General features: G+C 64.6%; 10 protein-coding genes. 6 read left to right on the forward strand and 4 right to left on the reverse strand.

Annotated elements, in window-relative coordinates:
* Window positions 1-4 precede the first annotated feature (4 nt).
* The 4 genes from WDM91_00125 to WDM91_00140 form a co-directional block, all read right to left on the reverse strand.
* Entirely contained in the window at window positions 5-1390 is a 1386-nt protein-coding gene (locus WDM91_00125) for a trypsin-like peptidase domain-containing protein (GenBank protein ID MEI9992968.1), read from the reverse strand.
* Window positions 1380-2588 (reverse strand): protein phosphatase 2C domain-containing protein, encoded by a 1209-nt coding sequence (locus tag WDM91_00130; GenBank protein MEI9992969.1) that lies wholly within the window; start codon window positions 2586-2588, stop codon window positions 1380-1382. The genes WDM91_00125 and WDM91_00130 overlap by 11 nt, the downstream gene beginning before the upstream one ends.
* 57 nt (window positions 2589-2645) lie before the next feature.
* Complete coding sequence (locus WDM91_00135; GenBank protein MEI9992970.1) at window positions 2646-4739, reverse strand: serine/threonine-protein kinase; 2094 nt, start codon at window positions 4737-4739, stop codon at window positions 2646-2648.
* Between the two features lie 294 nt (window positions 4740-5033).
* Window positions 5034-6779: a thiamine pyrophosphate-binding protein gene (locus WDM91_00140; GenBank protein MEI9992971.1), complete on the reverse strand. Its 1746-nt coding sequence runs from the start codon at window positions 6777-6779 to the stop codon at window positions 5034-5036.
* 114 nt (window positions 6780-6893) lie between these two features.
* On the opposite strand from WDM91_00140, the gene WDM91_00145 reads away from it, so the two are divergent.
* From WDM91_00145 to WDM91_00170, 6 genes are all read left to right on the forward strand, one after another.
* A complete protein-coding gene (locus WDM91_00145; GenBank protein ID MEI9992972.1) occupies window positions 6894-7796 on the forward strand; it encodes a phytanoyl-CoA dioxygenase family protein in 903 nt (300 codons plus the stop codon).
* A 9-nt stretch (window positions 7797-7805) separates the two neighbouring features.
* Window positions 7806-8711, forward strand: coding sequence for an SDR family NAD(P)-dependent oxidoreductase (locus WDM91_00150; GenBank protein ID MEI9992973.1), 906 nt, complete (start codon window positions 7806-7808; stop codon window positions 8709-8711).
* A 38-nt stretch (window positions 8712-8749) separates the two neighbouring features.
* A complete protein-coding gene (locus WDM91_00155) occupies window positions 8750-10264 on the forward strand; it encodes an MFS transporter (GenBank protein ID MEI9992974.1) in 1515 nt (504 codons plus the stop codon).
* Window positions 10261-11295 carry a hypothetical protein gene (locus WDM91_00160; protein MEI9992975.1) on the forward strand — a complete coding sequence of 345 codons (1035 nt, stop codon included), beginning with the start codon at window positions 10261-10263 and terminating at the stop codon, window positions 11293-11295. The genes WDM91_00155 and WDM91_00160 overlap by 4 nt, the downstream gene beginning before the upstream one ends.
* A 170-nt stretch (window positions 11296-11465) precedes the next feature.
* Window positions 11466-12101, forward strand: a complete 636-nt coding sequence (locus WDM91_00165; protein MEI9992976.1) for a TetR/AcrR family transcriptional regulator — start codon at window positions 11466-11468, stop codon at window positions 12099-12101.
* 198 nt (window positions 12102-12299) lie between these two features.
* Window positions 12300-14882 carry a TonB-dependent receptor gene (locus tag WDM91_00170; GenBank protein MEI9992977.1) on the forward strand — a complete coding sequence of 861 codons (2583 nt, stop codon included), beginning with the start codon at window positions 12300-12302 and terminating at the stop codon, window positions 14880-14882.

Here is a 14882-nt window from a genome sequence, read left to right on the forward strand (position 1 = left end):
CGCGCTATTCGAACTTGACGTCGAATGCGAACGGCCCGAGGCGGACGACGCTTCCGGGCTTCAGCGGCGCCGGCAGGTCCTGCAGGAGGCGAATTCCGTCGGCCTGGGTGCCGTTCAGCGACTTGAGATCCTCGATCACGACTTGGCCGCCATCGAAAAAGACGCGTGCATGGCGGCGCGAGATCTCGTCATTCTCGATCAGGACGTCGACGCCGCTATGCAGCCGGCCGATGACCGCGCCGTTTTTCGTGCGCTGGAGAAGATTCCGGGTGATGTCGAAACTGTAGCGTTCCGCATCGCCGCGCCCGGCAAAGTGCAGCTTTTCGAAATTGGCGCCCTTCCGGTTATCGTTCCTTTTCGTTCCTTGCATGGCCGCCGCGAAGCCGTCGCGAGCGGGGCGGCGCGGTGCGCCGTTGCCGCTCACCCGTCGCGACAGCGCGTCGGCCGTGCGGTTGACGGTATCCAGGACGATCCGCCGCGGGCGGCGGAACGCCATGATGCCCACAAGCAGGAGGCTGAGCATGAGCAGCATGACGCCGCCGTCCATGAGGCCGCGCTGCAGGAATTGCTGGATCGCCGAGACCCTGCACTCGTCACCCGAGACGATGGCGGGGATGTTGCCGGCGTGCAGCAAGGCGACGAGATTGTCCGCCCTGCTCGCATAATACACGCCCGCGGCCGTCTTGATGTAGGCGCCGTCGCCGCCGCTCATGAGTTGGTCGAAATTGCCCCAGGTATTGACTCCGATGACGCGTCCGCAGCTGTCGAGCAGCGGTCCGCCGCTGTTGCCGTGGTTGATGGGGGCGTTGTGCTGGATGACGGGCAGGGTCTCGTCTTCGTCACTGTCGGCCAGGCGGGCTGAATAGGTGCGGCCGATCACGCCGTTCGTGACGGTCGGATTGGCGGTCGGCGCTTTGAACAGATCGTCGGCGACACCCGGATAGCCGATGGCGTAGACCGCCGTGTTCTTGCTGAGATTGGCGGTAGAGATGGTCAGCGGATCGATCGATACCGGGCTGATCCTCAGGATGGCGAGGTCGCGGGCCTGGGATGCCAGGATCACTTTCGCGGGATGGCCGCGGAAAAGGGCATCGAGCTCCTCGGCGCTGTCGGATTGCGGCTCTGCCTCACCTTGCAGGATGACGGCGATCTTCGTGGCCTTGGAGACCACATGATAGTTGGTGACGATATAGCCGTCCTGCGAGATGATGAAGCCGGACCCGGCCCTGAGATCGAGTTTGACCTCGTCCGTGCCGCCATAGGCCCAGACATGGACGACGGCTTGCTGCAGCTTGTCTGCATCCGGACCGTCGTCGGCGCGGGCCGGCGCCAGCGCAGCGGCGAGCGCAATAAGGAAACACAGGGCGACCTTCCGCCATTCAGCGATCATCGTCGTCGACCTCTTGTCGTTTCGGCTTCGTCTTCGCTTTCAGCTGCAAGGGTGCCGGTTTGGCTGTGCTGCTGGGCTTGGGCAGAGGCGTTGGCGTTGCGTCGCTCCGCGGCGGCCCGGAATCCAGCAGGCTCTGATCGGATGGCGGGACGACGGCCGGCTTCGGGCTGCCGGACAACGACCGCAAAGGCGCCGATGTCGACGGCGCAGCGGGGGCAGGCGCGGCGCCGATCGGTCGGGTGTGCAGACCACGCCCCGGGATCGGGCGCGGCGGGGCATCGATCCCCGCATGGGGACCGCCGCTCTGCGACAATCCGATGCCGAGATATGCACGGAACTCGTACATCAGCGCGGCCCATAGCGACAGTGCAACCACGGCGGCAGCGACCACCATCGTCGTTCCGCGCCGCTGGCTGGCGGCGACGCCAAGATGCGTTGTGCGGCGATCGGCGTGGACATAAGCCAATGCGCTCGCATTGTCCTGATGCCGGGTGCAACGCGCCGAGATTTCCTCGAGCAGATCGTCGACGACGCGTTGCGGGCCATGGCTCGCGGCACGCGCGGCGATATCGGCGATCTCCGCATCCTCCAGCGTCTCGACCCCGTCCGACGCGATCAGGACAAGGTCTCCATCCTTCAAGACGATATCGGTGTCGGGCGCATCGACCAAGTCGATCTCCTGGCCCGATACTGCCGAGCGCAGCGCATTCCGCCTGGGATCGTGCGCGGCGTCTGCCATGTCGAGTTGGCCGCGCGCGACGAGATCGTTGAGGATGGAGCGCATAGAATGGTCGGCGTTGAGCCGCGACAAGCGCTCCCCGCGCAACAGAAAAAGCACGGAGTCGCCGACACTGATCCAGCGCAGTCGGCCGCGGGAGATGGTTGCCGCCACGAGCGTACACCCCATGCCGTCAAGTTCGGGGTTCGACAGAATCGCGCGATTTATCGCATCGTTGGCTGCGGCGAGCGCACTGTGCAGCTTCTCGGCGGGCGGCTTGCTGCCGGCGCCCAGATGCGCGAGGACGGTGCGCGTGGCGAGCTTGGCCGCGACATCGCCGCCGGCATGACCGCCCATTCCATCCGCCAGAACGAGCGCGACCGTCCCATGTCGCCCCAACGCGGCAGAGGCAATCGCGTCTTCCTGGCGTTCGCGCTCACCGACGATCTGGCCACCGCCAATGCCGGATTGCCGGCTCATTCTCGACATCCTCTGCAGCAGGCGCTCATCGGCGCGCCCGGCATGCACCGAACGGCCTCAACCGCAGACCTCGCCCTGCTTCTGGACCGCTCGAGTCATCGCGCAATGTGCGCGCAGGTCGGTCGTACAGGTGCTGGGAAGGTTCACGTTGACGTTCCGCTTTGTGACGAAGCCGATGACCGAGGAAAGGATCGTCGAGCCGGCCTCGCTTCCCGAGGTGTCATGGTTCTCGTCGAGCACTCTGACGCCCATGAGCCGTCCTTGGCATTGCGCCGACAATTGCTGCGTCGCTTGCTCCTGCGCCAGGCGGCAGCCTTCGTTGCCGGTGCCCCGTCCGGTGCCCTTGGCGGTTATGTCGTGCAGATCGAGGACATTCTCCATGTGAACGGTGACGTGGCACTGAGCGAGTCGCTGACGCACATCGGCATTATGTGGGCTGTCCGCAAAAGCGTGCAGGAAGGCTTCGTATGTCGCGCGATCGTGCAGCGCGATGGCGTGGTCATAGGCATCCGTCTCGCGCTGCGCGGCCTCCCGCCTTGCCTTGAGACGCTCGGCGTTGTCCTGGTCGAGCGCGGCGAGCAGCGCCGCGTCGATCCTGCCGGTCACGGGCATGTTCTTGGATTGCTGATAGTTGCGGATCGCGGCGTTGGTCGCCTCGGTCTCGGTTCCGTCCGCCTTGCCCTTGTAGAGGCCCGCCATTGCAAGTCCATCCTGCACATGGGCAATCTGTTCGGTATGCTCGGCGGCGATCTCGGCGGTTTTCGCCTGGATCAGATGGCGGCCGGCCGGATATTGATCCATGTAAGCTTGATAGCCTGCCGACGAATTTTGCGCCGCCGCCTTCGCCCAGTCCGCATCATCGGCAGCGGATGTCGCCTGGGCGATGCGATCCTGCGCCTCGGATGCGTAATAGCCCGCGGGCATGACCTGCAGGTAGGTCTTGTAGGCGTCGACCGTGTTGGCGGCGACGGCCTGCCGCCACTGGCTGCTGTCCTCCTCCGGAATGCGGCCGGCAACGAACCACCAGATTGCGACGGCGAGCAAAAGCACGACGACTGCCGCGCCGCCGATCATCGGCCAAAGAGACGCGAGCGGCCGGTTCATCAATCCCGTCGCCACGGGCCCCGCCGGAATCCCCGATACCGGTTGTGCGACCGCCTGGGAGACGGGTTGCGCGAAGACCGAGGCCGCTTGCGGCACACGCGTCAGCGCGTGCGAGGCTTCGGCGCTTCGCATCGTCGCGTCGACTCGCCGGGCGCGCATCGTCTTTTCGGCATCTACGGCGCCCTGCAGCGCGGCCGTCCACTCCGCGATGCTCTGCGGGCGGTCTGCCTCATTGGGCGACAGCGCCCAATCGATGGCGGCAAGGAATTGCGGCTCCGCCCGCCCCGCGGCGATTGCCGCGATGGGCTTCATCGGATCGTCGCGGATGCGCAGCGTCGCGGCGGGCGGCGTTTCGCCGGACAGGCAGCGATATGCAACGGCCCCAAGCGCATAGATATCGGTCCAGGCCCCTTGATGGCCGGTGGACGCATACTGCTCGATCGGCGCATAGCCTTCGGTCACGACGGACGTGATCGATTTGCTTTTGGCTACGATCGCCTGGCGAGCCGCGCCGAAATCGAGCAACACCGGACCGCTGAAGGCGCGCAGGATGATGTTGCCGGGCTTGATGTCGCGATGCAGGAAGCCGAGATCGTGCACCTTCTGCAAGCCGTCGAGGATCGGTCCAAGCACGACCGAGATGCCGGCCTCGTTCAGCGTCCCGACGCGCTCCAGATGCTGCGCAAGGGTCTCGCCCTCGGCATATTCCATCACGATATAGGCGGTCTCGTTGGCCTCGAATATCTGATGGATTTCGACGATGTTCGGGTGCCGGAATTTTGCAAGGATGCGCGCTTCTTCCAGGAAGCGCGCCAAACCCCATTGGTAGTCATTGGTCGAGGATGTCGATTTCGCGGTGACGCGCGCGCCGTCGCCGCGGACGGCGAAGTCGCTCGGCATGTATTCTTTTATCGCGACAAGCTTGTCGAGAGACGTGTCGCGGGCGAGGTAGGTGACCCCGAAGCCGCCTGCCCCAAGAACGCGGATGATCTCATACTGGTTGAGCTTGTTGCCCCTCGGCAAAGCCGTCAGAAATTCTTCAGGCACCACATCCCCCTTCAGCGCGAGTTTCAGTATTGAGACAACCGCTCAGGTTGCCTCGTCTTCAGTCTTGCTTGGCAAATAGAGGGGGATTTCCAATGAGTTAGAAGATGCCCCCGAGATGCCCCTACGCCCACCACTTTTATCAGCCGACGGCTGAGAAAGCCTCTGTTTGTACTATGGCATAAAGGACAATTTGAAGGGAATACTTCTCTCTACTGCTTTCCGACCTGCACAGATACACAAAATGGGTAGGGATGAGACACCCGGGTCCGCCAGGGTGTGGATTCACGACGTGATCTACTCGACGTTGTCGTAGTAGGGCATCACGACCTTGTCGGATTTGGCCGGTTTGGCCGCGTCCCTGGGCTCCGAAACGCCCACCATTCCCATGGTGACCGGATTGATGATGTCGCCGTCGATGCGGACATTGATGCAGGCCGGGCGGCCGCTTGCCAGTGCGTCCCGGACGGCGACGGAAATCTCCTCGCGTCGCGTGACGCGCACCCCATAACCGCCGAAGGCCTCGGCGACCTTCTCATAGGCGCTGTCGGCAAGGGTCACGATGGCGCGCTTGTCCTTGCCGTAGATCAGGTCCTGCCCGTTCTGCGACATGCCCCAGCAGGCATTGTTCAGCACCACCGTGATCACCTTGAGGCCGTGACGGACCATGGTGTCGAATTCCTGGATGTGGAATCCCACGCCGCCATCGCCCGCGAACAGGAAGACCGGCCGGTTCGGAAAGGCCCGAGCCGCGCCGATCGCGAAGCCCTGGCCGACGCCGAGCGTGCCGAGATAGCCCGTGATCAGCAAGCCGCCGCGACCCTGCGGGCGGACATGGTCGCGGATCCAGACCGACGACTCGCCGCCGTCGCAGACGATCACCGCGTCTTCGGGCAACGTCTCCGCAAGGGCCTTGGCGGCATGGAAGGGATGCAGCAGGCCCGCATCGCCATAGACGGGCGCCGCGAGCCAGCGCTGATGCGATGCCGTCCTTGCCGCTTGCAGGCGCTTCGCCCACTCGTCGCGCGACGGCCAGGCGGTATTGCGCGCCGCATCGCTGAGCGCCAGCAAGGCCTGGCGACAATCCGCCATGACGGCCAAGTCGATGGGACCGCCGCGTCCGGGCTCCGCGCCGTCGATGTCGATCTGAACGACCTTGGCGCCTTTCGGGATGATCCCATATCGCCCGCCGGTGAACAGGCCGACCCGCGTGCCGAGGAGGACGACCAGATCCGCGGATGCGCCCATGGCGGCCGCGATGGGTACGCTGACGGCGCTTCCGCCATAGAGCGGGTGCGTCTGCGGCATCATCCCTTCCGCCTTCATGGCGGTCACGATGGGCGTGTGGGTCGCTTCCGCGAAGGCGGCCAACGCGCTGCCGTCGTCGCAGAGCGCCGCGCCGCCGCCGGCGATGACGACCGGTCGCTGTGCCTCGCGCAGGAGGTGGAGAACGGCTTCGATCTGTGCGCCGGTCGGCGCCGGTCCGGCTTCCAATCCGAAGTTGGAAAGGGCTTCGACTCGCGCGGGCGGTTTGACGGGCGTGAACATCACCTCGATCGGTATTTCCAGCACGACAGGTCCCGGAACGCCGGTCGTCGCTCTTCGGACGGCCTGCTCGACGATTTCCGGCAGCCGGGCGCCGCTGCCGACGCGGAACGCCCATTTGGAGACATGCGATGCGGCGGCGATCTGGTCGATGCCGCCCTGCAGGGTGTTGAGATCGGCCTCGCGGGTCGAGGGCGCGCCGATGATGAACAGGACCGGCATGCGATCGAGATAGGCGTTCGCGATCGCGGTATAGGCATTGGTGAAGCCGGGACCCGCCGTCACCGCCGCCACGCCGATGCGTCCGGTGGCGCGCGCATAGGCCTCCGCCGCATGGCCGGCCGACGCCTCATGCCGAGTGTCGGTCAGCCGGATGCCGTTCTCGGCGCAGGCGATCAGGAAGGCGTCCAGATGGCCGCCATGCAGGGAAAAAACCTCTTGGACGCCCGCGGCCCGAAGGGTGCGCGCGAGCAACGCGCCGCCTGTGATCGGTTCCATCGCGATGTCTCCTCTTCCGTCAAGCCACTGGATTTTGACGACTGTTATAGATTATTCTATTGGAGTAGTATAATCGAAACCTGCTCGCAACGGGAAGCAGGCGTGGAGGCAAAGATGGACGACCAGGTGGCCGAGGCGCCCAACAAGGGCGCGGCCGACTTCATGAATCAGCTTCAGGCCGGGCGTGTCTGCGCGCCCGAGGCGAACCGGTTCGACCTGTCGCTGCTGAGCGACGCGGATGCCAGGGGATGGACGGAGGACGGCTTCTTCATCCTGCGCGGTCTTGTTCCGGCCGGAATCTGCGAAACGATGTCCGAGGCGGCAATCGATCTTTTCGCGCGGGCCGAAGCGGACGGCCAATCGTTCAGCGGCCATCACAAGGGCGAGAGCGGCGTGATCGCCGTGGAGGAAGCGGCCCGGGTCGGAAGCGGCGCTGCGGCCGATCAGAGAATGTCCAAGCTGTTCAACCTCCATCGCAAGGCGCCGTTCCAGGCGTTCGCATCGCATCCGGACGTGTTGCGGGCGGTGCATGCCATCCTGGGCGGCGACGTCTCGATCTTCAATTCGCAATACATCTTCAAGAATCCCGGCGTGTGGGGGCAGCCCTGGCATCAGGACTCGCTTTATTATCTCTTCGATCGCATGCCGCAGGTGGGCATCTGGCTGGCGACCAGCCGGGCGACGGTCGAAAACGGATGCCTGTTCGTGGCGCCGGGTTCGCATCTGGAACCTATCCACCCGCATGTGCCGGACGCGCGCCCCGGCGCGAATCTGGGCTATGTCGAGGTCGTCGATTACGACTTCTCCCGCGCCGTTCCGGTGCTGATGGAGCCGGGCGACGTGCTCGTGTTCCACAGCTTCCTGATGCACAAGTCGAACGACAATGTCTCCGCCGCCCGGCGCTCGGCCTTGGTCTATCACTACGCGCATTCGGCGACCGGGTTCATGGGCGCCAAATCCTCCACGATCGACTTCATGCCGGTGCTCCGCGACGGCCTGCCGGTCGCGGATGTGTAGGTCGTCGGCATGCCGGAGATGAAAGCGGAGGCGGCGCGAGGCGGCCGGCTGGACGGCAAGGTGGCGGTGATCACCGGCGGGGCGTCGGGCATCGGCCTGGCCACCGTCGAGCGCTTCGTCGCCGAAGGCGCGCAGGTGGTGTTCTGCGATCTCGATCCCGCGCAGGGACGGGCGCTGGCCGCGGCGACCGCGGACGGCGCGAAACTGCACCATGCCCGCCGGATGGAGGGCGGGCCGCAGGACGGCCGCGTCATCGCCGAACGGCTGGGTCCGCGCGCTTGCTTCGTCGCTGCCGACGTCACCGACAAGGCATCGTTCGGCGCGGTGATCCAAAGCGCGGTCGGCGCTTTTGGCGGATTGGATATCCTGGTCAACAATGCGGGCGTCGGCGGCGGGGAACTGAGCATCGAAGCCTGCACCGAGGGCACGTTCGACCGGACGATCGCGGTCAATCTGCGCGGCCCCTGGCTGGGCATGAAGCTGGCCTTTCCGCATCTGCGGGCCCGGGGCGGTGGCGCCATCGTCACGACATCATCGATCTCGGCTTTGATGGGAATGCCGGGGCAGGGGGCCTACGGCGCCTCGAAGGCGGGCGTGCTGCAATTGACCCGCGTCGCCGCGATGGAAGGCGCCGCCGATTTCATCCGGGTCAACGCCGTGTGCCCCGGCGGGATCGTCACGCCGATCATCTACGAAAACCCGGCGCTCGGCCGAACGCTCGATGCGGAGGTTGTGCGTCAGGCGATGGCCGGCGCCCAACCCTTGCCCCGGGCCGGCCTGCCGGACGACATCGCCAATGCAATCCTCTGGCTCGCCTCCGATGAGGCGAGTTTCGTGACCGGCCAGACCATTGTCGTGGACGGCGGCCTTTCGGTCGAATTCGATTCCCGGCATCGCCGCGCGCGGCCGGGCTGAAATACGAGCGGAATCATCCGTCGGGACAGGGAGAGACGATGGCAATCCAATCCAATGCCCGACTGCCTTTCGTCACCAAGGCGCTGTACGGCTCGGGCACGGTGGCGTTCGGCGTGAAGGATCAGGGCTTCGGCGCGCTCCTCATGTTGTTCTACAATCAGGTGGTCGGACTGCCGGCCGTCTGGGTCGGCGCCGCGATCATGATCGCCATGGTTGCCGACGCGGTGATCGATCCGATCCTCGGACAGCTCTCGGACAGCACTCGAAGCCGCTGGGGCCGCAGGCACCCCTTCATGTACGCCGCCGCCCTGCCGGCGGCGGTTTCCTATTTCCTGCTCTGGACGCCGCCGCACGCGTCGCACGCGATACAGTTCGTCTATCTCCTGCTGGTCGCCATCGCGGTCCGGGCCTCCATCAGCCTCTACGAGATTCCCTCCACCGCGCTGCTGGCGGAGTTCACCTCCGACTATCACGAACGGACCCGCCTCGTGGGGTATCGTTTCTTCTTCGGCGTCGTCGCCGGCGTCCTGATGAACATCGTGGCCTTCAAATTCTTCCTGCGCCCCACGACAGAGCAGCCGATCGGTCAGCTCAACGCGTCAGGCTACGCGACCTATGCCTTGGTTGCGGCGGCGATCATGTTGGTATCCATCCTGGTGTCCAGTCTCGGGACCCATCGCCGGATCGCCGCGCTTCCGCCGCTGCCGCGACATGCGCGTGCCACGCTGCGGCAGATGTTCCAGTCGATGCGCGAGGTGCTCTTTCATCGGACCTATGCCTCGATCCTGTTCGCGAGCCTGTTCTTCGCGATGACGAGCGGCCTGGTTTCGTCGCTCGGCATCTACTTCTCGACCTATCTCTGGCGGCTTACCGCGGCGCAGATCGCGACGATCAGCGGCGGGGCCTTCGTGGGGATCGGACTTGCCTTCGTGCTGGCGCTTCCGCTGTCCGCGCGGTTCGGCAAGAAGGCGACCGCGATGGCGCTGTTCGGCCTCGCCCTGCTGGTAAGCGCGGCGCCACTTGCCCTGCGGCTGTGGGGCGTCTTCCCCCAGAATGGGGATCCGCTGCTGGTTCCGCTTCTGGCCGGCCAGACGGCGTTCACCACGATGTGCACCATCGCCGGCGCGGTGCTCGCGGTCTCGATGGTCGCCGACGTAACGGAGCAGGTGCAGCTCTCGACCGGCCGCAGGGCCGAGGGCTTGCTGTTCTCGGCCGCGACCCTCGTCAACAAGGCGGTGTCCGGCATGGGCGTGTTCATTTCCGGCCTCCTGCTGGCGGCCATCCACTTTCCGGTCAACGCATCGGTCGATGCCGTGAGCACCGCGAGCCTGTCGTCCCTGGCCTTGACGTTCATCTGCGCGACGACGCTGTGCTCGGTTCTCGCGATCGCCTGCCTCGCCTTCTATCCGATTTCGAAGACGGCGCATTCCGACGCGCTGCGCCGCCTCGCCGCGGAGCCGCTTGCGCCGCACCGGGATTTCCCTGCCGAGGACGCCGCAGTGCTGACGCGCGACCTCGCAGCACTGCCGAACACAAGAGGAGTGATGCCGTGAGCAAAGCCGGTCTGAAAGTGCGCCTGGATCCCATCGACGAGTATCCCCACGATCCGGGTTCGGCGAAGAACTATAACGAAAGCATGTATTTCAATGTCTTCGATCCGGTCCGCATGGTCGGCGGCTGGTTCCGGATCGGCAACCGGCCGAACGAGCAATATGCGGAAGCCAGCGTCTGCCTCTATCTGCCGGACGGCCGCGTCGGCTTCCTCTTCGCGCGCCCGCAGATCGCGGGCAATGACCGCTTGGCCGCCGGTGGCCTGAGCATCGAGGTTGTCGAGCCTTTCAAGCGGCTGAAGGTCCGCTACGACGGCGAGGTCCTGCTGATGAAGCGGCCGGCGGACATGGCCGAACCGCGCACCGCCTTCAAGACCAATCCCCGCGTTCGCTGCGTCGTTGAGCTCGACTATGAGGGCGTGTCGCCGATGTTCGGCGGGGAAACTGTGCGCGAGGATGGTTCGCCGCTCGAGATCGATCCGGAAAAGTCCTTCGCCAAGGCGCACTACGAGCAGCACTGCGCCGCCAAAGGATTTTTCATGGTGGGCGACGAACGCTTCGACATCGACGGGTTCGGCCTGCGCGACAAATCCTGGGGCCCGCGCCATTGGCAGGCCATCGAATGGTACCGCTGGTGCCCGATGAATTTTGGCCGTGATTTCGGCATGATGCTGTCGACGATCGGCGATGGAAACGGCGGCGTGCGCCAGGGCGGGATGGTGTTCCGGGGCGGGCGCTACGATCTGATCACCGAATGCCGGATCGAGAGCGATTGGGATGCGGACGGTTATCAGACCGCCTTGCGCTCCCAGGTCAAAACCGAAAGCGGCGCGACCTACGAGATCACCGGCGAGGTCCTGTCGCTGATCCCCTTGCGCAACCGCAGGGCCCTGCCGGATGGCAGCGAGCTGCACACCCGGATCACCGAAGGCATGACCCGCTACCGCTGCGGCGATCAGGTCGGCTACGGATTGAGCGAATATCTCGATCAGATCGTCGACGGCGTGCCGAACGGAAAGGCGGCCGGCTACTAGCTGCGCGATCGACGACGAACATTCGAAGGTGGGCGGCGCTCGGCACGCCGCCCGCTCGACGGAAGCGCGATCGGCATGCGAAGGGGTCGCTCTGCGCCCGTCCGCGAATCGGTGACAAATTGCCGACAATCGGTCATGGTCGCCTCGACAAGGGGGATACGGAAACGGAAATGTCCAGTCGCGCTGCCGCACAGCCGGAAAAGTTTCCGCGTCGCACGATCCGCAAGCAGAAGACGCGCGAAAGGATCGTCGCCGCGGCGTCGAAGCTGTTCCAGGAACTCGGATATTCGGAGGCCACACTGGCGTCCATCGCGGACGAGGCGGATGTCCATGTCACCACGCTCTTCACGCATTTCAGCTCGAAGAAGGAACTTGCCGACGCGCTGTCGGATGCATCCCTTGATCGCCTCTCGGAGCTGATCGGCGAGGCGAAGGGCAAGGTCCCGTTTTTTCGCTTTATCCGCGAGGTCATAACCTCGACCGCCAAGTCCTATCAGGCCAATCCGTCGCCGCATGTGATTCTCGGCTTGGTCTCCCGCGGCGATCCCGAGTTGACCTTGGCCGGAAAAAACTACGAGCAGCAGCAGATCGAGCTGCTGGCCGACTATATCGCCGCCGAATACACGTTCGATCTCGTCCGCGACTACGAGCCCATCCTCGTCGCGGGCCTGGTCATTTCCGCCACGACGATCGCGCATGCGCGCTGGGTCGACTCGAAGGGTCGAAGCAATTTGCTCAAGGAATCGCTTGCCGCCGTGGATGCGGCCGAGGCGCTCGTGAAGGGCGCCTTGAAAGCGCGCACATAAAGCCGCTCGACGCGACAACCATCCCCGGCACGCCGAACTCAGCGCACCGCTATTCCACTAGCAAAATATATTTTGTTTGACAGTTATACTGCCATATAATTACCTATGATGGTCGAATAGCGCAAAGCCTATCGGCGCATGCGACACGCGTTGCTTGCAAAAAAGCGAGTGGTTCAGCCACCGCGCAGGGGAGGCAGTATGAAATCGGTTTCGGGGCTGAAGCCCCTTGCTTTGGGCGCGGCCTGTTCGGCGGCACTGATCTGGACGCCGGCCAATGCACAGGTATCGGACAGCGGCAGCCAGCCTTCCGACGGCAGGGTGGCGGGCAAGCCGGCAACGATCGAAACCGTCGTCGTGACCGCGGAGCGCAGGGAGGAAAATCTCCAGCGCGTTCCCGCCGCCGTATCAGCCTTCACGGGCAAAACCCGCGACCTCGTGGGAATCAAGTCGGTCACCGATGTCGCGAACTTCACGCCGGGCGTCAGCTACTCGGCAGGCGCCGACCGCCTTAGTGTGCGCGGCGTCGGCCGGCTGACCAACATCATCGGCAGCGATCCAGGCGTGGCCACGTATAGCGACGGATTCTACCAATCGGGCACGACCGGCGTGAACGACAGCACACTGCTGATCGACCGCGTCGAGGTGCTCCGCGGTCCGCAGGGCACGCTCTACGGGCGCAACTCGATCGGCGGCGCGATAAATGTCATCTCGGCGCGCCCAACCGATGAATTCACGGCCGAAGCACGCGCCGGAATCGGCAACTACGGTTCGAACTTCCTGGAAGGCACGGTGTCTGGGCCGCTTACCGACTGGCTCCGCGGCCGCCTCTACGTCGATCGCACAGAGCAGGATGACGGCTACTTCAAGAACGTAAGCGGCGGCCCCAGCGAAGGGGGCGCCGGCAAATCGTTGCTCGCGCAAGCCCAGCTCGCGGCCGACATCACGAGCAATTTCGACGTCTGGCTCAAATACGAATACTCGGACGCAGCCAATCGTCCTCGCACCTCCAACGTCGTCACGCCGTACAATTTCTCCGCCCTGAGCGCGGCGGGAACGCCGCTCGTTCCGCCCGGCGGCTTCTTCCTGAAGCCGACGACGGTGGATGGGCAAGGCGGCGATCTCGTGCCGAATCCGGCTTACCTCGACCCGACCGCCAATCCGGGCGCATCCAACTATCGGGACTTCAGCGCGGACACGTTCGCGCGGGCGCATCTGAACAACGCCCATACGGTCGTCGGCCAGGCGACGTGGCACGGCGACGACGTGCAGCTGAAATATGTCGGCGGCTTTCAGACGTTCAAGTTCGAGAGCATCGGCGATCTCGACGGCACGAACCGTTCCGCCTACACCTACGACTCTCCTTATGAGGGATTTCCGTCGCCGTTCGGCGGCATCATCGGGCCGACGCAGATCTTTTCCTCGAACGTCTCCGACTACCGCCAGAAACTCACCGACTTCAGCAACGAGCTGGATTTCAGTTCGACCGGTGCCGGTCCGCTGCAATGGATCGTCGGCCTCTATCAGTATCACGAGGACAGTTCGCAACAGACGAATTACGGCACGCCGGACCAGCCGCAGATGCTGGCTCCGCTCGACGCGCTGACCTTCGCGCCGGCGGCACCCAATGCGAGCGGGCACTTCGTCGAAACGGGCGGGACGCTCAGGGCGGACGCCTACGCCGCGTTCGGGCAAGCGGACTACGCTTTCAGCGACGCGTTCAAGATCACCGCCGGCATCCGCTATTCGCGAGACGAGAAGGAGGGCACCGAGCTCATCCGCCTCGTCCAATTCGACCCCACGATTTACGGGTCGACCATGCCGGCGCTCGACGTGACAAGATTGTCCTTCGGCGCGATGCCGGGCGTCACGATCGCGGCGGATGGCGATGCGACGCGCGTCCTCAAAGGCTCATGGGACGGATGGAGCGGGGTCGTGGGACCGGAGTGGACGCCGGACGAAACGACCACCGTCTATGCGAAATACAGCCGCGGCTACAAATCGGGCGGGTTCAATCTCGGCGCGTTCTCGCCGACCTCGATCGTCGAGCCGGAGACGGTCGATGCCTTCGAAGGCGGCCTGAAGAAGAACATCCTCGACAATCTGCAGGCCAATATCGCGGCATACTGGTACGACTATGACGACATCCAGGCGCAGATGCCGGTGTCGAACGGTGTGGTGACGTTCCAGAACTTCGTGAACATACCGCGCGCACGATCCTACGGCGTCGAGCTCGAGACCATCTGGGCCCCGATCCCGGAGCTGCAATTCACCGGCATCTACAGCTATCTGAACACGCGCATCGGTGAGGGCTGCTGCTATCTCGATCTCAACGATCCGTTCGCGCACGATCCCGGCGCAAAGCCATCCGGACCGGCGCTTGCGGCCGCGCCGAACGCCCAGCCGCAGACCCTGGTCGGCGATCAACTGCCGAACGCACCGCACAACCAGGTCACGTTGAACGGCGTCTATACGATCGCCCTGAACGATTGGGGAATGCTCGCGCTGTCGGGAACCTACCTGTTCCACGATCGGGCGACCTACAGCGTCTTCAACTCCGCACAATATGTGGCGCCCTCCTACCAGCAGGTGGATTTGCGCGCGACGTGGCAGGACGAGGTCCAGCGGTGGGAAGTCATCGCGTTCGTCCGGAACCTGTTCGACGAGAAGGAAATCGACGGGATCACGCGTAACGCGGGAACGTCTGCCTATGCCTACGGCACCATCGACGATTTCAACCCGCCGCGTACGTTCGGAATTGAGGTTCATCGGAAGTTCGACTGA

The organism is Rhizomicrobium sp. (assembly GCA_037200385.1).
Taxonomy (GTDB): Bacteria; Pseudomonadota; Alphaproteobacteria; order Micropepsales; family Micropepsaceae; genus Rhizomicrobium.

What these genes read in the sequence shown, in the direction of transcription:
- WDM91_00125 (MEI9992968.1), bottom strand. Translation starts at nt 1,390, where the DNA reads ATGATCGCTGAATGGCGGAAGGTCGCCCTGTGTTTCCTTATTGCGCTC.
- WDM91_00130 (MEI9992969.1), bottom strand. Translation starts at nt 2,588, where the DNA reads ATGAGCCGGCAATCCGGCATTGGCGGTGGCCAGATCGTCGGTGAGCGC.
- WDM91_00140 (MEI9992971.1), bottom strand. Translation starts at nt 6,779, where the DNA reads ATGGAACCGATCACAGGCGGCGCGTTGCTCGCGCGCACCCTTCGGGCC.
- WDM91_00145 (MEI9992972.1), top strand. Translation starts at nt 6,894, where the DNA reads ATGGACGACCAGGTGGCCGAGGCGCCCAACAAGGGCGCGGCCGACTTC.
- WDM91_00150 (MEI9992973.1), top strand. Translation starts at nt 7,806, where the DNA reads ATGCCGGAGATGAAAGCGGAGGCGGCGCGAGGCGGCCGGCTGGACGGC.
- WDM91_00155 (MEI9992974.1), top strand. Translation starts at nt 8,750, where the DNA reads ATGGCAATCCAATCCAATGCCCGACTGCCTTTCGTCACCAAGGCGCTG.
- WDM91_00165 (MEI9992976.1), top strand. Translation starts at nt 11,466, where the DNA reads ATGTCCAGTCGCGCTGCCGCACAGCCGGAAAAGTTTCCGCGTCGCACG.
- WDM91_00170 (MEI9992977.1), top strand. Translation starts at nt 12,300, where the DNA reads ATGAAATCGGTTTCGGGGCTGAAGCCCCTTGCTTTGGGCGCGGCCTGT.